The organism is Brevundimonas sp. VNH65, from assembly GCF_049445955.1.
In the GTDB taxonomy this organism is placed as follows: domain Bacteria; phylum Pseudomonadota; class Alphaproteobacteria; order Caulobacterales; family Caulobacteraceae; genus Brevundimonas.
On the sequence record NZ_JBMSDX010000002.1, the window covers coordinates 190,187 to 206,431 of the forward strand.

The window sequence follows — 16,245 nt, forward strand, 5'->3', positions numbered from 1 at the left end:
GAGGGAAATCAGCGAATCCGGGTGTTGAAGTGTGATGGAAGACCGCCCTCTGCCAGACTCCTCCCTCTCCCGGTTGGGAGAGGGATTGAGCGCACGGCGGCGCAGCCGTCGTTCTGGCGCTCAAGGGAGAGGGGACAATCGCAGCAGTCGGCCTGAGCCGTGTCACGGGCGGTGCGACGGCTGTCGCCGACTTCGACACTGTCCCCTCATCCGGCCCTGCGGGCCACCTTCTCCCAACCGGGAGAAGGAATGGGAGAGCGTAGCGGTAGGAAGGAACGCCCTCACCCCTGCCGTCCGTCCCCGCCCCTCCGCCGCGCCGCCCGGCCCAGTTCGGAGACGTCGCGCGCGCTCGCGCGCGCCGCGATCAGGCGGCGGCCGCTGGAAGGTTCGGGTGCGCGGTTCAGCACCGCCTCCAGCGCCGACTGAACCTCGTCGATCAGCAGGTCCGACAGATCGGCCCGGCCCTCGGCGTCGGTCACGTAGAAGCTGTCCACCGCCCGCTCGCCGAAACTGGCGACATGGGCGGAGCGGATCGACAGCCCCTGATCCGACAGGGTCTGGGCCAGTTCGGCCAGCAGGCCGGGGCGGTCGGCGCCCGACACCTCGATGATGACGGCGTCAGCGCTGGAATGGGCGTCGATCATCACCACCGGCCGGACGTCGAACACGGCCCGGCGCGGACTGGCGGCCGGCGTCTCGGGCGCGCGGGGACGCGACTGGCCCCGCGCCGCCTTCTCCAGCGCCTTGACCAGCTGGGTCAGTCGGCGCGGCTCGGCCTGGCCATAGGGATCGCCGGCGCCGTCCTGGATCTGGAACACGTCCAGCGCCAGCCCCTCGGCCGTGGTCGCCACCCGCGCGCCCGTCACGTCCGCCCCCGCCGCCGCCAGGGTCGCGGCCAGGTCGGCGAACAGCATCGGCCGGTCGGTCGCCGCCAGGGCGATCTCGGTCGCCGCCCCGCCGCCCTCCTCGGACACCGAGCGCGCCTCGGCCGCCGCCCCGGTCGCCTGGGCGCGCGCCACCAGTTCGGCGTGATCGGCCAGGGGGTCGACGGCCTCCAGATCCTCGCCCCGGAACAGGGCCTCCACGCGGGCATAGAGGCTGCGCATCAGCTGGCCCTTCCAGCTGTTCCACACCCCCGGCCCCACGGCCCGGATGTCCGCCACCGTCAGCACCAGCAAAAGGCGCAGCCGCTCCGGATCGCCCACCAGTTCGGCGAAGTCACGCACCGTGCCGGGGTCGGACACGTCCCGCTTCTGGGCGTAGTCGGACAGGGCCAGATGGTTGCGCACCAGCCAGACGACCAGCTCGGTCCGGCGCGGATCGACCCCCAGCCGCTCGCAGGCCCGGCGCGCCGCGATGGCCCCGTCCTCCAGCTGACCCCGGTCGCCGCCCTTGCCGACGTCGTGCAGCAGCATGGCCAGCATCAGGGCGTCGGGGTCGGAGATCAGATGGATCACCTCCGTCGCCAGCGGATGGTCCTCCATCAACTTGCCGCGCGCGATGTCGTTGATGATGCCGATGGCGATCAGACTGTGCTCGTCCACCGTATAGGCGTGGTACATGTTGAACTGGGTCTGGCCGACGATCCGGCCCCATTCGGGCAGGAACCGGCCCAGCAGTCCCGTCTCGTTCATGATGGTCAGGACGCGATAGGGCCGTTGGCCGTGCGCCAGCACGTTCAGGAAGGCGCCGGTCGCCCGCGCGTCGCGTCTCAGCTTCGGCGTCACCAGATCCAGCGACCGCATCACGGCCGAGAAGGCGTCGGGGTGCAGGTCCAGGTCGTGCCGGTCCGCCGTGACGAACAGGCTGAGCAGCCGCGCCGGGTCCTGGCGGAAGACCTCGGGCGAGGCGATCGACAGTCGGCCGCCGTCTTCGATGAAGGCGCTGTCGCCCAGGTCGCGTTTTCGCACCGGCCGGAACAGGCGCGACAGCCCCTGCGGCTTCTTCTGATGCCGCGCCTCCAGGCTGGCGCTGAAGGCCCGCGTCAGGGCGCCGACGTCGCGCGCCACGATGAAATAGCGGCGCATGAACCGCTCCACCGCCGGCTCGTCCCCCCGGCCGCGCCAGCCCATGCGCCGCGCCACCTCCGGCTGCAGGTCGAACGTCAGCTTCTCCTCGGCCCGGCCCGCCGTCAGGTGGAGGTGCGCCCGCACCCGCCACAGGAAATCGAACGCGGTCTCGAAGCTGCGGCGTTCGCGCGCCGTCAGCATGTCGTCCAGCACCGCCGCGCCCAGCGGACTGTCCGGGGCGAGGGATCGGGCGATCCAGAACAGGGTGTTGAGATCGCGCAGCCCCCCCTTGCCGTCCTTGATGTTCGGCTCGACGCGGTAGCGGCTGGCGCCGGCCTTGGCGTGACGCCCTTCGCGCTCCTCCATCTTGGCGGCGATGAAGGGCCGCGGGTCGGCGTTGGTCACGATGCCCCTGAACCGCCAGAGGAAATCCCGGGCCAGCGGTTCGTCCCCCGCCAGGTACCGCGCCTCCAGCAGGGTCGTGCGCACCGTCATGTCGGTGCGCGACAGGGCCAGGCACTCCTCGACGGACCGCGCCGCCGAGCCGACCTTCAGCCCCAGGTCCCACAGCACATAGAGGACGAACTCGGCCACCGTCTCGGTCCGGGCCGTCGTTCGCCAGGGACGCAGGAACAGCAGGTCCAGGTCCGAAAAGGGCGCCAGGACGCCCCGGCCGTAGCCGCCGACGGCGATCAGGGCCAGTTTCTCCGCCTCGGTCGGATTGGGCGAGGGGTACAGGGTCCGGGTCGTGAACCGCCACAGGGCGGTCAGCATCTCGTCGGCCGCCTCGGCATAGAGGCGCGCCACCTCGACCCCGCCGAGGCCGGCCGCCAGCCGCTGGGCGATCTTCTCCCGCTGGGCGGCGTAGCGGTCCCGGAGGATTTCGGTCACTGCGCCGCGCACGTCGCCGTCGCCCGAAGGCGCGTCCAGGACGCCGTCCAGGGCTTGATCCAGGGGCGATCGGCTGTCGTCCGGAGCGTCGGGAGGGGCGGCGAGCGTCATTCGACGCCGACTATAGAGGCTGGACGCGCGCCCTGCGACCTCCTGTCATTCGCCGTCTGCGCGAGGCGTCTGGCGTCCGTCGCCGCCATTTGGCAGGTTTCGATCATGGGCAGGGGGTCCGAGTGAGACGGGGACTGGCGTTCTTGGCGATGGCGGCGGCCGTGCTGACGGCCGCTTCGACGTGGGCGAACGAAGCCCCGTATCGCGCCGCCACGCCCACCGCCAACGGCGCGGCGCGCCCGATGATCGGTCCCGGCCCGGTGGGCGGCGGCGGCCAGTTGTCGCGCGAGGTTCTGGACGAGATGAACCTGATGCGCACCGATCCGCAGGGCTACGTCAGATATCTGCTCGACTATCGCGCCCAGTTCCGCGGCGATCAGGTCATCCGGCCCGGCCGCATCACCATCCAGACCCACGAGGGCGTCGCCGCCGTCGACGAGGCCATCGCCTTCCTCAAGCGCCAGTCGCCCCTGCCGCCCCTGCAGCCCGACGGCCTGCTGGCCCTGACCGCCCTGGACCATGTCATGGATCAGGGGCCGACCGGCTTCGTCGGCCATTACGGCACCGACGGCTGGGACTTCGCCACCCGCGTCTCTCGCCGTGGCGGCGAACCCTACGGCGGCGAGAACATCTCCTACGGTTACGACACCGCGCGCGAGGTGATCATCCAGCTGCTGGTCGACGACAATGTCCGCGATCGCGGGCACCGGGTGAACCTGTTCCGCTCGGGCTTCGTGCGCGCCGGCGTCGGCTGCGGCCCGCACGCGGTCTTCTACTATATGTGCGTGATCGACTACGGCTATGAGCCCGTCATGCGCCGGACGGTGTCCACCCAGTAGATTTCAGCGCGGCGCGGCCTCGACCACCACCTCGGTGCGCCGCCGCAGAGGCTCAGCCACCCCGGCGGCGTCCGTCGCCCCCTGCGATCCCGCCGCCTCGACCTCGAACATCGGCGCCGGCCAGCCCGCAGCTTCCAGGGCCTCGGCCACGGCCTGGGCCCGACGTTGCGACAGCGTCAGATTCGCCGCCGCTCCGCCGCGCGCGTCCGACAGACCCGTCACCCGCACCGCCCGGATGTCGCATCCCTGCAGGGCCGTCGCGGTCAGGGAGATCGCCTGCCGCGCCGCCGGCGTCAGTCCGGCCTGGCTGTCGGCGAAATACACGTCGAACCGCTGCGTGCCGCAAACTGACGGCGCCGCGACCAGCGGCCTGGGCTCCGCGAAGGGATTGCCCGAACACCCCGCCGCCGCCAGAGCCGACGCGATGACCGCCGTCCCGATGATCGCCCGCTTCATCCCGAAACCCTCCATACCGGCTCAGCTTGGCGACCCGGTCGTCGCAAGTCACTCCGAAAACGGCTGTCGCCGCTGAAGACACGAAAGGCGGCGCGTCGATAGACGCGCCGCCTCCCGAAATCTCGGCCGTACCGGCTCGGGATCAATAGCGACGCTGGCCGTTCTCCCAGTAGCACTCGGTCTGGCGACCGTCGTAGCAGTAGTAGTAGCGGCCCTGGGAGTCGCGATACCGCTGCTGGTTGGCGCGGTCCTGGTTCGAGCCGCGGATGGCGCCGGCGGCGCCGCCGACGGCAGCGCCGATCGCCGCGCCGGTCGCCGCGTTGCCGCCGCCGACATTGTTGCCGATGATGGCGCCGGCGACGGCGCCGATGCCGGCGCCGATGGCGCCCTGGCGCACGGTCTCGGAGGTGGTGGGGTTGCCGTAGGGGTCGGTGGCGCAGGCGGAAGCCAGCAGGCCGGCGGCGCCGATGGCCAGAATTGCCTTGTTCATGGTGTCGTCCTTCATTCCGGATGGATCCGGACGCCGCACCCGCAGGATACGTCGTCCCGGAACAGATGTTCGCTCCGTGGGCGAGAACGCTGGATTATTGCCGAGGTTCCCGACCTATCCTAGTCGTTAACCGTGAAATACAGTTTCGGACGCCGGGGGGCGACCGGCGATCAGGAGGGGCTCATGCGTTTTTCACAACCGGTTCGTATGGCGGAGGACGCCGGGCCGTCCTGGGCGCGTCGCACCTCCGGCCGCCGCAAGCGCGGCCTCAACCTCGGCCCCCTGATCGGGTTCATCGCCACCCTGCTGGCCCTGTTCGGGGCCCTGACGGCCGTCATGTCGATCAAGGAAGGCTCGATCGCCTCGGGCGGCGCCGTGATCGACGGCTGGATCGACGAGGGGATCGCCTTCGTCCGCGAGGCCGCCGGTCAGGCGCCGGCCAAGGTCGAGGAGGCCGCTGACGTCGCCGGCGACAAGGCCGAGGCCGTCGCTGACCGCACCGGTACGGCGCTGAAGGCCGGCGCCGAGAAGACCGCCGAGGAATTTCGCGCGAAATAGTCGAGCTTGACGGGAACGCCCGCTCCGGCGCGACGTTCGCCCCGGGATGACCGAAGCCGCCAGTCCGACTGAACCGCTCGCCGAAGACGCTGCCACCGATGCGGCCGCCGAACTGCGCCCGTTGTCGCTCCACGTGGAGATCCGGAGGGTCGCCGTGCTGGTCAACGGCCTGTCCGGGTCGGTCGGGCCGCGGGCGGCGGCCGAGGTCGAGCGCATCCTCGCCGACTATCCGCTGGAGGGGCAGGTCATCGCCCTGGAGGACGGGGATTTCGACGGCCAGATCAGCGACGCCCTGGACGCGCGACCGGACGTCCTGTTCGTCCTGGCCGGCGACGGGACGGCGCGTTCGGTCGCCTCGCGCGCCGGGCCGCAGGGTCCGCTGATCGCCCCCCTGCCCGGCGGCACCATGAACATGCTGCCCAAGGCCCTGTACGGCACGGCGGACTGGAAAGCCGCTCTGCGCAAGGCGCTGGAAGAGGGCGCCCCCCAGCATGTCGCCGGCGGCGAGGTGCAGGGCCAGGCCTTCTATTGCGCCGCCATCCTGGGGACCCCAGCCCTCTGGGCCCCGGCGCGGGAGGCGATCCGCACCGGCAAGCTGTCCAAGGCCTGGAGCCATGCGCGCCGCGCCCTGAAGCGCGCCTTCACCGGCCGCCTGCGCTATCAGCTGGACGGCGGACGCCTCGGCAAGACCGAGGCCCTGGTCCTGATCAGTCCGATGATTTCGCGCGCCCTGGACGAACCCATCGGCCTGGAGGCCGCGGCCATGGACCCGCACGATACCGGCCAGGCCTTCCGCCTGGCGGCCACGGCCCTGTTCAGCGACTGGCGCTCGGACGCCTCGGTCACGACCCGGCCGGCGCGGCGCATCGAGGTCCGCTCACGCTCGCGCATCCCGGCGGTGATCGACGGCGAACCCGTCCAGCTGCCCCCCGAGGCGGTGGTGCGGTTCCTGCCCAAGGCCTTCCGCGCCCTGGCCCCCCTGCCGCCCGCCGCCGAGGACAGCGTGTGACGAGCCATCCGGATCGCGACGGGCGCCTGCTGCAGTTCTCGGACGTGCATTTCGGGGTCGAGCACAAGCGCGCCTGCGCCGCCGCCCTCGAGTACGCCCACGCCTCGGCCTGGGACCTGATCCTGATCACCGGCGACGTCACTCAGAAGGGGCTGCCGGACGAGTTCGCCGCCGCCGGCGCCTGGATCCGGGCCATGCCCGAGCCACGCTTCGTCATCGTCGGCAATCACGACGTGCCCTACTACAGCCTGTCGGCGCGCCTGTTCGCCCCGTGGAAGGCGTTCGAGACGGCCACGGGCCATCCCGCCCACGACGGAGAATTCGTCAGCGACGAGGTGATGGTGCGGGGCGTGACCACAGCGCGCGGCTGGCAGGCGCGGCTGAACTGGTCCAAGGGCGTCATCGACCTGGACCAGACCCGGCGCGCGGCCCAGGCCCTGCGTCAGGCCCCGATAGGGGCCCTGCGCATCCTGGCCTGCCACCACCCGCTGATCGAGATGATCGGCGCCCCGATGACCGGCGACGTCAAACGCGGCGACGCCGCCGCCCTGATCTTCGCCGAGGCGGGGGTCGACCTGATCATGACCGGCCACACCCACATCCCCTTCGCCCTGCCGATCGAACTGGGCGACCGCTGCTCCTATGCGGTGGGATGCGGAACCCTGTCGCATCGCGAGCGGGGGGCTCCGCCCAGTTTCAACCAGGTCGAATGGACGGCGCACGAAGTGGTGGTCACAGCCCTGGCCTGGGACGGACACGGCTTCGCCCCGTCGCGCACCTGGCGCCTGCCGCGCCGTCAGGACACGCGCCACGCCGAGACCGCCCCCGATCCCATCCGCCCCGGCGCGCGCGAGCGGGCCGGGACCTGACGCAGGGGCGTCGGTCCGCCCCACATCCCGGAAATGAAAAGGGCCGCATCCGAAGATGCGGCCCTTGTCGTGCGGTCTGACGCCGAGGTCAGATTCGCGTGCCTCGCCCCCTCAGGCCGCCCGCCACCAGCGAGACGACGAACAGGATCAGGGCGATGATGGCGACGAATTTGGCGATTTCCATCGACATGCCGGCGATGCCGCCAAAGCCGAGGACGGCCGCGACCAGCGCGACGACGAAGAAGATGATGGCCCAACGCAGCATGACAGGTCTCCTCAACGAGAAAGGGTGAGTATTCCGCTTCACGTCAGGACGCCCTGACGCCGTGATATTCAAACGTCATCACGGCCACGTCGTTCCCGATTGAGGCCTGGCTGAGTCGAAATCCGGCCACGTCTCAAACGAAATCGGCCCGATCCAGGGATCGGGCCGACGGGAGTCTTTTCCGGGCAAGAAAACTGTCAGCGACGGCGCTTGCCGTAGCCCCGGCTTTCCATCCGTTTCTCGGTGACCATGCTGGCCACGATCGCCGCCAGGGCCGGATTGCGGACCAGGAAGAACAGCGCCCCCAGACCCAGGCCGGCGCCGACGATCGGACGCTCGCGGATCAGGTGGACGGCGCGGCTGGCCAGGCTTTCCGGCTCATCCTCATCGTCATCGTCGTCGTCACCCACGATCCCGCCGTCCTTGAGGAAGACCAGGGCGATGACCAGGGCGACCAGTCCGAACAGCACGAACGTCAGGGACGCCGCGCCCAGCGGCGGCAGCACCAGGGCCAGACCGTAGAAGACGGCGGCGCCCAGGGCGACCACGGCCACGAAGGCGGCGCCGGCGGCGGCGAAGCCCGCCACCAGCTTGCGGATCAGGCTCTTGCCGATCATCAGCGACGGCGGCCGGCGAGCAGCAGGCCGATCACCACGCCGACGCCCAGGGCGATGGCCGTGGACTGAACCGGGCGCTCCTGCACCCGCTCGGTCAGATAGCGTTGCGCCTCGTCCAGACGCTCGGCGGCGTCGTCATAATATTCGCGGCCGCGCACGCGGGCGGTGTCGTAATAGCCGCGGGCGCGTTCACGCAGCTCGTCCGACTTCTCGCGGATGGCGGCCTCGGCCTCGGCGGCCTTGGCGCGAGCGCGGGCCTGGGCGGCGGTCGCCTTTTCCTTCAGGCGGGCGGTCTCCTCGCGCGCGCCCACCTTCAGATCCTCCTTGAGGGTCTTCAGGTCATTCTTGATGTCTTCGCGCGCTTTGGTGGTGGCCATGTTGAAATGCTCCTTGCGGTCAGCTTGACCGTAGATAGGCGACTATCGCTGTCAACGCCACCGCGGGCGGGCGGTTCCGAGGCGTCTTGCCGCGCACGCGCCCATCCCGCTTTCGGCGCACAGGGTTCCGCCGGTAAGGTTTGGCCAACTTTCGGGTGAGCCTCCCTTAAGCTTTGCCCGCCACTATGGCCGGGTGAGATCGTCCGCCGCCCCGTCCGTCGCCGCCAGGCTCGCCATCGCCGTGGTGACCGAGCCCGAGCGCGCCCAGATCGCGGCCGGCGGACCGCCGCCCGGCGTGCGCGAAGAGGCCCTGCGCGTCCTGCTGCAGACCGCCGCCGACGCCGGTTGCGCCATGGTCGCGACGCGGCCCGAGGGCGACAACGAGCGGCTTCTGGGCCAGGCCTGGCCCTTCCCTACCCCCTTCGCCGTCACCGCGCGCACCGTGCCCCTGTCCCAGGGCCTGGACCGGGTCGAGGCCCGCGCCCGGCGCTCGCTGGAACGTCTGGGCCTGCCGCGCGGTGAGACCCTGCTGGTGTCCAATCCGTCGGATCTGGCCGGCGCCGAGGGCCGCGCCCTGTGGGACCGGCTGAACGCGCTGAAGGACCGGGGGCTGTTCCGCAAGATCGGCGTCTGCGCCACCGTCGAGGACGGCCCGGCCCTGCTGGCGCGCCGGTTCCAGCCGGACGTCATCCAGATTCCCTGCAACATCCTGGACCAGCGGGCGGCCGAGGACGGCGTGCTCGACGCCCTGGCGGCCCTGGGCGTCGAGATCCACGTCGCGGCCCCCTTCGTCAGCGGCCTGCTGTTCATGGCCGGGGACGCCCTGCCGCCCGAATTCCAGCCCTACGCCGCCGCGCTGTCGCGGGTGAGGCGCCGGCTGGCCGAGGCGCGGATCGATCCGATGCAGGCGGCCCTCGCCTATGCGCTCAATCTTCCGGGCGTGGCCGCCGTCGTGGCCAGCGTCGCCTCGGCGGCCGAACTGCGCGCCATGCTGGCGGCGGCCCACGCCCCCCGGCCCGATCTGGACTGGGGGACCCTGGCCCTGCCCCAGGCCGCCGACCTGTCCCGCGCCCTGCACGGGACAGGCCTGACGCCGATGGACGACGTCCGCCGGATCAGTAGCGCAGCCTGACCCCGACATAGGCCGACCGGCCCGGCTCGCCGTAGCCGAGCACCTGCTGATAGTGTTCATCGGCCAGATTCTCGACCCGCAGCGTCGCCGCCACCTGATCCGACAGCCGCCAGGCCGCGTTCAGATTCGCCGTGACGAAGCCCTCGCGGGTCGGCGCCGTCGCCGTGTTGTTGTCCGGCTCGTCGCCTTCGGCCCGGATGGTCAGGGCGCCCGACAGGCGTCGGCCGGTCCAGCCCAGGGTCGCCGACCCCGAGTGTTCGGCCACGCGCGCCAGAGGCCGATCGTTGCTTTGATCCCGGGCGTCGGTCCAGGCATAGGCCAGGCTCAGGTCGAAGCCGCCCCCCAGACGCGCCCGGCCTTCCAGTTCGACCCCGTCCGTCCGGGTTTCGGCGATGTTGACGTAGTAGCTGTCCCAGGTGACCGGATCGGAGACATAGGTGATCTGGTCCTCGACATTCAGGCGATAGACCGTCGCCCGACCCTCGATGCGGCCGTCGGCCGAGGCCCAGCCGATCGCCGCCTCGACGCTGTCGGCCGTTTCCGGACGCAGGACGGGGAAGGGCGCGGACGAATAGCAGAAGTCGCAGACCGCCTGGCTGATCGACGGCGCCTTGAAGCCCGTGCCCCAGGCGCCCGACAGGATGAAGCCGCCGCCCGGTTCGAACGCCGCCGACAGGCGGCCCGTGGTCTCCGATCCGAAGTCGTCCGTGTCGTCCCAGCGCAGGGCGCCGGTCAGGTTCAGCCGCTCGGTCGCGTCCCAGTTGGCCACCGCGAAGACCGAGGTCGCGCCCAGTTCCTCGGCAAGCCCGGACGACAGGCTGCCGGACGTGTCCTCACGCTCGGCGCCGAAGGCGTAGCGCAGGCTGTCGCTCAAGGCCGCGCCATCCGCCTGCCAGCGCCACACCTGGCGGTCGGCCTCGAAGTGCGAAGGGAAGCTGGAGACCGTGTCGCGCACGATGTCCGAGGCTGCGAAGCTGAACTGATGATCCAGACCCAGCAGGTTCAGGCGCGCCCGCACCTGGCCCGACCACTGCTCGCTTTCGGTCGTGTCCAGGGTGTCGGCCAGGGCGTAGGTCGGGGCGGGGAAGCCGTCGATGTCCGCCCGGCTCTCGGACCAGCGCAGCGAACCGTCCAGGGTCAGCCCGCCGGAGAAGCCGTAACGCCCCTTGGCCCCCAGGGTGGTGTTGTCGAAGCCGTCGGCCTCGTCATTGCCGTCCGCCTCGTCGGCGGCCGAGATCCCGTCGGTGTGGAAGCGCGAGGCCCAGACCCCGAACGCGGAGGTCTCGTTGGCCGTGCCGACCGCCACCCGGCCGCGCAGGGTGGAGAAGCTTCCCGCCTCGCCCTCGGCGCGGATACCGTCCACCTCGCGGGTGGTGAAGGCGATCACCCCGCCGATGGCGTCCGACCCCCACAGGGACGACTGCGGACCCGACAGGACCTCGATGCGATCGACGTCGCCCAGCTCGAAGCCGGAGAAGTCATAGGCGCCGTTGATCTCGGCCGGATCGTTGACCGGAACCCCGTCGACCAGGACCAGGGTCTTGCCCGGCGTGGCGCCGCGCATCCGCACCTGGGCGACGCCGCCGAACGCCCCCGTGCGCACCACCGACAGGCCCGGCACGTCGGCCAGGATATCGGCGGCGAAGACCGCGCCGCGCTGCTCGATGGTCGCGCCGTCGATGACGCGGGCGCCCGGGGTTTCGGACACGACGGCGGGCAGGCGGGCGGCGGTGACGACCACATCCTCGACCTCGGTCGGGTCGGAAGACTGCGCGCCAGATTGCGCCTGGGCGGCGAAGGCGGTGAAGACGGCCAGGGCGGCCGTGGAGGCGAAGAGAGAACGCTTCATGGAGCGTGTTCCTTGACGGTCCGGGCGACCGCGCGCGCCGGGACGTGAAAGCGACCAATCCGCCCTGATCGGATCAGAACGGCGCAGAGATCGGGTCGCTTCGACGGAACATCCCTGCGGTCAGCAGGGGGCAGGCCCCACGCCTCTGTCTGGTCCCGGACAGCGGACGAGCGACGGGGGCGGCCAGGTCTCCTGGCTTGCGGGTCGCCGGATCGCCGTCCTCGCCTTCCCGCTTGCGCAGTGACGCCGGGATCGCTCCCGGATCGGACGACGGCCCTCGCCGCCTACAGTTGCGGGCACAGCCGCGGTGTCTGACCGCGTTCCCTTAACCGCCTGACCGCGCCTTTCGCAGATGCGAAGCGTCGCGGCAAGCCCGGACGAATCGCTTGAGCCGCCGGGTCCGATCCGTCACCTTGCGCCCTTCATGAACGCCCCTGTCGCTCACCCTCCCGCCATTGAAGGCGTGACCCCCGTCATGGGTCAGTATCTGGCGGCCAAGGCGGCCCAGCCGGACGCGGTGGTCTTCTTCCGTATGGGGGACTTCTACGAGCTGTTCTTCAAGGACGCGGAGATCGCCTCGGCCGCCCTCGGCATCGCCCTGACCAAGCGCGGTAAGCACCAGGGCGAGGATATCCCCATGGCCGGGGTGCCGGTCCATGCGCTGGACGGCTATCTGGCCCGGCTGATCCGCCTCGGCCACCGGGTCGCCATCTGCGAGCAGATCGAGACTCCGGCCGAGGCGAAAAAGCGCGGCTCCAAGGCCATTGTGGCGCGCGATATCGTCCGCGTGGTCACGCCCGGCACCCTGACCGAGGACAGTCTGCTGGACGCGCGGGGCGCCAATCGCCTGGCCGCCGTGGCCGTGCGCCGGGGGCGGGCCGCCGTCGCCGTGGTCGAGCTTTCGGCCGGCGCCGTCGACTGCCTGGCCTGCGACCTGGGCGACCTCGCCTCGGCCCTGGCCGCCTTCCGTCCGTCCGAGGTTCTGGTCCCCGACAAACTCTATTCCGACGAGGCCGTGCGTCCGGCGCTGGACGGCTCGGGCGGTCTGGTCCAGGCCCTGGCCTCGGCCGTGGCCGAGCCGACCGCCGCCCGGTCGCGGGTGGAGCGTCTGTATGGGGTATCGTCGCTGGACGGCTTCGGCGCCTTCGAGGAGGCGGAGGTCTCGGCGCTGGGTCTGATCGCCGCCTATCTGGAGACGACCCAGGCGGGCAAGGTCCCGGCCCTCGCCCCGCCTCGTCGCTCGACCGAGACGGGCCGCCTGGCCATCGATCCGGCCACCCGGACCTCGCTCGAGATCGACCGCAGCCAGAGAGGAGAGCGCGAAGGCAGCCTGCTGCACACCATCGACCGCACCGTCACCTCGGGCGGCGCCCGCGCCCTGGCCGAACGCATCTCCCGCCCGCTCAGCCAGCCCGCCGCCATCAACGCCCAGCTCGACGCCGTCGAATGGCTGCTGCAGCGGCGCGACCTGCGCCGGAACCTGCGCGACGCCCTGCGCGCCTCCGCCGACGTGGCCCGCGCCGTCTCCCGTCTGGCGCTCGGGCGCGGCGGCCCGCGCGATCTGGCGGCGGTTCGCTCCGGCCTTGCCACCGCCGAGACCGTCGGCGGGCTGTTTCTCACCGCCGGCCACCCCGTCGGCGATCCGCTCAATCCCCCGCCGGAGCGCCTTTCCGCCTGTCTGGACGGCCTGTCGCCGCCCGCCGAGGTCGGCCGCCTGCTGGCCGAACTGATCGACGGCCTGGTCGATGAGCCGCCGCATCTGGCCCGCGACGGCGGCCTGGTCCGGCCCGGTTACCGCCCCGAACTGGACGAGGCGCTCCGGCTCCGGGACGACAGCCGCCGCGTCGTCGCCGAACTGGAGGCCCGCGCCGTTTCCGACAGCCGCGTCCCGTTCAAGATCCGCCACAACGCCGTGCTCGGCTATTTCCTCGAAACCACGGCCAAACACGCCGAGGGCCTGCTGAGGGCCGGTCCCGAAAGCCCCTACATCCATCGCCAGACCCTGGCCGCCCAGGTCCGCTTCACCACCGTCGAACTGTCGGAGCTGGACGCCAAGATCAGCCAGGCGGGTTTCCGCGCCCTGGCCATCGAGGGCGAGACCTTCGAGCGCTGGCGCGCCGAGGTGCAGCGCCTGGCCGCCCCGCTGCAGGCCGTGGCCGAAAGCCTGGCCGAGCTCGACGCGACCGCCGCCCTGGCCGAATGGGCCGAGGAGGTCGGGGCCGTGCGCCCGGTCATCGACGACAGCCGCTGTTTCGAGGTCCGCGGCGGTCGCCACCCCGTGGTCGAGGCGGCCGTCAAGGCGGCGGGCGATCCGTTCACCCCCAACGACTGCGGCCTGGACGGCGAGGGCGCCGGTCATGCCAGGCTGTCCATCGTCACCGGCCCCAACATGGCGGGTAAATCGACCTTCCTGCGCCAGAACGCCCTGCTGGTGATCCTGGCCCAGGCGGGGGCCTTCGTCCCGGCCGCCGCGATGCGGTTGGGCGTGGTCGATCGGCTGTTCAGCCGCGTGGGGGCCGGTGACGATCTGGCGCGCGGCCGGTCCACCTTCATGATGGAGATGGTCGAGACCGCCGCCATCCTCAGCCAGGCGACCGATCGCGCCTTCATCGTTCTGGACGAGATCGGGCGCGGCACCGCCACCTATGACGGTCTGGCCATCGCCTGGGCCGTGGCGGAATATCTGCACGACCGGGCGCAGGCCCGCACCCTGTTCGCCACCCACTATCACGAGCTGGCCCAGCTCGAGGACCGGCTGGCCCATGTCTCCAACCTGTCGATGAAGGCGCGGGAGTGGAACGGCGACCTGGTCTTCCTGCACGAGGCCGGACCCGGCGCGGCCGACCGGTCCTACGGCGTCCAGGTGGCGCGGCTGGCGGGCGTGCCCGGCCCCGTCGTCGCCCGCGCCCGCGAGGTGCTGGACCGGCTGGAAGCCGAAAAGACCGCCCACGGCCGCCTCGACGACCTGCCTCTGTTCGCGGTCGCCGAAGCCGCCGTCGCCGCCCCCTCCGGCCCCTCGCCGACCGACCTGGCGCTCGCCGACATCGACCCCGACGACCTCACCCCGCGCGAGGCGCTGGAGGCGCTGTACCGGCTGAAGGCGCTGGCGAAGTAGCTCGCCTCTCCGTGCGCCACGGCGAAGGCCGGGGTCCAGTGGGCGAACGCCGCCTTCAAACATCCCCTCCCGAATCTGGCTCCCGGCCTTCGCCGGGATGGACGGGCATGTGATATCCGGTCCTCAGATCAGGGCGATGGCTTCCGCGATGGCCAGGGCCGCCGCGCGCGGATCGGCCGCCGCCGTGATCGGGCGTCCGACGACCAGATGGGTGGCCCCGTCCTTCAGGGCCTGTTCCGGCGTGGCCGCCCGGCTCTGGTCATCGAGCGACGCCCCCATCGGCCGCACGCCCGGCGTCACGATCAGAAAGTCCTGTCGCCCGGCAGCCGTCGCGATCTCGCGCACCCGCGCCGCCTCGTGCGGACTGGCCACCACGCCGTCGATCCCGGCGTCCAGCGCCTGACGCACGCGCAGTTCGACCAGTTCGGCGGGGGACAGGCTGTGGTCGTCGCCGGCCACATCCTCGGCCGACAGACTGGTCAGGACGGTGACGCCCAGCACCTTCAGGTCCGACCCCTCGACCCCGCGTCGCGCCGCCGCCATCACCTGGGGCCGGGCGTGGACGGTCAGCAGGTCGCATCCCGCATTGGCCAGGGCCGCCGCCGCCTTTTCCACCGTCGCGCCGATGTCATGCAGCTTCCAGTCCAGGAAGACCTGACGCCCTTCGGCCTTCAGCGCCCGGGCCAGCCCCATGCCGTCCGTGGCGAACAGCTGAAGCCCGATCTTGTAGAAGCCGACCGCGTCCTGAACCCGGTCCGCCAGGGCGCGCGCCTCGTCCGCCGTCGGCACGTCCAGGGCGCAGATCAGGCGCGGGTCGGGGACCCGGTTCGGGGTCAGATCGGCGTTGAAGGCATGGGTCATCGACGGACTCCGCGCGAACGGCTATGGCGGTTCCGGACGCGACTCGCGCCGCATCGGCCGCCGGGCCGGGTTCGATTTTCAGGCTGAGGGGGACAGATGAACGCGCTCGATCTCGGGGTCAACCTGTTCGTGACCCTGTTCGCCCTGCTGGACCCGCTCGGCAACATTCCGATCTTCGCGGCGGCCACGGCGGGGGCGAGCCTGCGCCAACGCATCTCGGTCTCGGCCCTGATCTGCCTGTTCGCGGCGGTCTTCCTCGGCTTCTTCTTCTTCACCGGCCTCGGCCTGCTGCAGTTCTTCGGCATCTCCCTGGCGGCCTTCCGCATCGCCGGCGGCGTCCTGCTGCTGCTGCTGGGTCTGGACATGGCGCGCGAGGACTTCCTCGCCAGCTTCGCCGACAAGGACGCGGCCACCGACGCCAAGGACGTGCGCGGCTATGCCAAACGCCGGTTCCAGCGGCTGGTCGTGCCCTTCGCCATCCCCCTGATGATCGGCCCCGGCGCCATCTCGGCCATCATCATCCAGGCGGGCGAGGCCGAGAAGATCGGCACGGCCGGCACGATCGCCTCCCTCGTCGCCATCGCCGCCGCCGCCCTGGTGTCCTTCGTCTGTTTCGCCCTGACCGGGCCGCTCAGCCGCATGCTGGGCGAGGTCGGCCTGGCCATCATCGTGCGTGTCCTGGGCCTGATCCTCTGCGCCCTGGCCATTCAGTTCATCCTGATGGGGCTGTCCGAAGCCCTGCCCGGCATGTTCGCCGGCTCGGTGACGACGCCCTATCCGGCGGGCGGACACTGAGG

General features: G+C 71.3%; 15 protein-coding genes and 1 riboswitch. Of the genes, 7 read left to right on the forward strand and 8 right to left on the reverse strand.

Features of this window, described 5'->3' with window-relative positions; genetic code table 11:
- Positions 1 to 281 precede the first annotated feature (281 nt).
- The gene (gene glnD / locus ACO2Q1_RS04790) at positions 282 to 3,011 is read right to left on the reverse strand and encodes a [protein-PII] uridylyltransferase (protein WP_423328402.1); all 2,730 of its coding nucleotides are present in this window, start codon (positions 3,009 to 3,011) and stop codon (positions 282 to 284) included.
- A gap of 161 nt (positions 3,012 to 3,172) precedes the next feature.
- Between glnD and ACO2Q1_RS04795 the strand changes: the two genes are divergently transcribed.
- A complete protein-coding gene (locus tag ACO2Q1_RS04795; RefSeq protein WP_423328403.1) occupies positions 3,173 to 3,850 on the forward strand; it encodes a CAP domain-containing protein in 678 nt (225 codons plus the stop codon).
- Between the two features lie 3 nt (positions 3,851 to 3,853).
- Here the strand turns inward: ACO2Q1_RS04795 and ACO2Q1_RS04800 are convergent, their stop codons facing one another.
- Together ACO2Q1_RS04800 and ACO2Q1_RS04805 are read right to left on the reverse strand one after the other, a co-directional pair.
- Positions 3,854 to 4,306 carry an OmpA family protein gene (locus ACO2Q1_RS04800; protein WP_423328404.1) on the reverse strand — a complete coding sequence of 151 codons (453 nt, stop codon included), beginning with the start codon at positions 4,304 to 4,306 and terminating at the stop codon, positions 3,854 to 3,856.
- A 142-nt stretch (positions 4,307 to 4,448) separates the two neighbouring features.
- A complete protein-coding gene (locus ACO2Q1_RS04805; protein ID WP_423328405.1) occupies positions 4,449 to 4,796 on the reverse strand; it encodes a YMGG-like glycine zipper-containing protein in 348 nt (115 codons plus the stop codon).
- A 183-nt stretch (positions 4,797 to 4,979) separates the two neighbouring features.
- Here ACO2Q1_RS04805 and ACO2Q1_RS04810 point away from each other — a divergent pair, with 183 nt between their 5' ends.
- From ACO2Q1_RS04810 to ACO2Q1_RS04820, 3 genes are read left to right on the forward strand one after another with little or no spacing between them, the layout of a single operon-like run.
- On the forward strand, positions 4,980 to 5,354 hold the full coding sequence (locus ACO2Q1_RS04810; RefSeq protein ID WP_423328406.1) for a hypothetical protein: 375 nt from the start codon (positions 4,980 to 4,982) through the stop codon (positions 5,352 to 5,354).
- A gap of 46 nt (positions 5,355 to 5,400) precedes the next feature.
- Entirely contained in the window at positions 5,401 to 6,363 is a 963-nt protein-coding gene (locus ACO2Q1_RS04815) for a diacylglycerol/lipid kinase family protein (protein ID WP_423328407.1), read from the forward strand.
- Positions 6,360 to 7,232: a metallophosphoesterase family protein gene (locus ACO2Q1_RS04820; RefSeq protein WP_423328408.1), complete on the forward strand. Its 873-nt coding sequence runs from the start codon at positions 6,360 to 6,362 to the stop codon at positions 7,230 to 7,232. Before ACO2Q1_RS04815 ends, ACO2Q1_RS04820 begins: the two co-directional genes overlap by 4 nt.
- An 88-nt stretch (positions 7,233 to 7,320) precedes the next feature.
- Here the strand turns inward: ACO2Q1_RS04820 and ACO2Q1_RS04825 are convergent, their stop codons facing one another.
- The 3 genes from ACO2Q1_RS04825 to ACO2Q1_RS04835 all read right to left on the reverse strand — a co-directional run bounded on the left by ACO2Q1_RS04825 (position 7,321) and on the right by ACO2Q1_RS04835 (position 8,491).
- Positions 7,321 to 7,497 (reverse strand): DUF1328 domain-containing protein, encoded by a 177-nt coding sequence (locus ACO2Q1_RS04825; RefSeq protein ID WP_423328409.1) that lies wholly within the window; start codon positions 7,495 to 7,497, stop codon positions 7,321 to 7,323.
- A gap of 197 nt (positions 7,498 to 7,694) precedes the next feature.
- Complete coding sequence (locus ACO2Q1_RS04830; RefSeq protein WP_423328410.1) at positions 7,695 to 8,114, reverse strand: hypothetical protein; 420 nt, start codon at positions 8,112 to 8,114, stop codon at positions 7,695 to 7,697.
- On the reverse strand, positions 8,114 to 8,491 hold the full coding sequence (locus ACO2Q1_RS04835; protein ID WP_423328411.1) for a DUF883 family protein: 378 nt from the start codon (positions 8,489 to 8,491) through the stop codon (positions 8,114 to 8,116). The genes ACO2Q1_RS04830 and ACO2Q1_RS04835 overlap by 1 nt, the downstream gene beginning before the upstream one ends.
- Before the next feature lie 193 nt (positions 8,492 to 8,684).
- Here ACO2Q1_RS04835 and ACO2Q1_RS04840 point away from each other — a divergent pair, with 193 nt between their 5' ends.
- Positions 8,685 to 9,623 (forward strand): aldo/keto reductase, encoded by a 939-nt coding sequence (locus ACO2Q1_RS04840; protein ID WP_423328412.1) that lies wholly within the window; start codon positions 8,685 to 8,687, stop codon positions 9,621 to 9,623.
- Here the strand turns inward: ACO2Q1_RS04840 and ACO2Q1_RS04845 are convergent.
- On the reverse strand, positions 9,607 to 11,472 hold the full coding sequence (locus ACO2Q1_RS04845) for a TonB-dependent receptor plug domain-containing protein (protein ID WP_423328413.1): 1,866 nt from the start codon (positions 11,470 to 11,472) through the stop codon (positions 9,607 to 9,609). The two genes, ACO2Q1_RS04840 and ACO2Q1_RS04845, sit on opposite strands and share 17 nt — an antisense overlap.
- 164 nt (positions 11,473 to 11,636) lie before the next feature.
- Positions 11,637 to 11,829, reverse strand: a riboswitch (cobalamin riboswitch).
- A gap of 67 nt (positions 11,830 to 11,896) precedes the next feature.
- Here ACO2Q1_RS04845 and mutS point away from each other — a divergent pair.
- Entirely contained in the window at positions 11,897 to 14,587 is a 2,691-nt protein-coding gene (gene mutS / locus ACO2Q1_RS04850) for a DNA mismatch repair protein MutS (RefSeq protein WP_423328414.1), read from the forward strand.
- A 123-nt stretch (positions 14,588 to 14,710) separates the two neighbouring features.
- Here the strand turns inward: mutS and pyrF are convergent, their stop codons facing one another.
- A complete protein-coding gene (gene pyrF / locus ACO2Q1_RS04855; protein ID WP_423328415.1) occupies positions 14,711 to 15,448 on the reverse strand; it encodes an orotidine-5'-phosphate decarboxylase in 738 nt (245 codons plus the stop codon).
- Positions 15,449 to 15,544: 96 nt separating this feature from the next.
- Here pyrF and ACO2Q1_RS04860 point away from each other — a divergent pair, with 96 nt between their 5' ends.
- Positions 15,545 to 16,243 (forward strand): MarC family protein, encoded by a 699-nt coding sequence (locus ACO2Q1_RS04860; RefSeq protein WP_423328416.1) that lies wholly within the window; start codon positions 15,545 to 15,547, stop codon positions 16,241 to 16,243.
- The last annotated feature ends 2 nt before the right edge of the window (positions 16,244 to 16,245 follow it).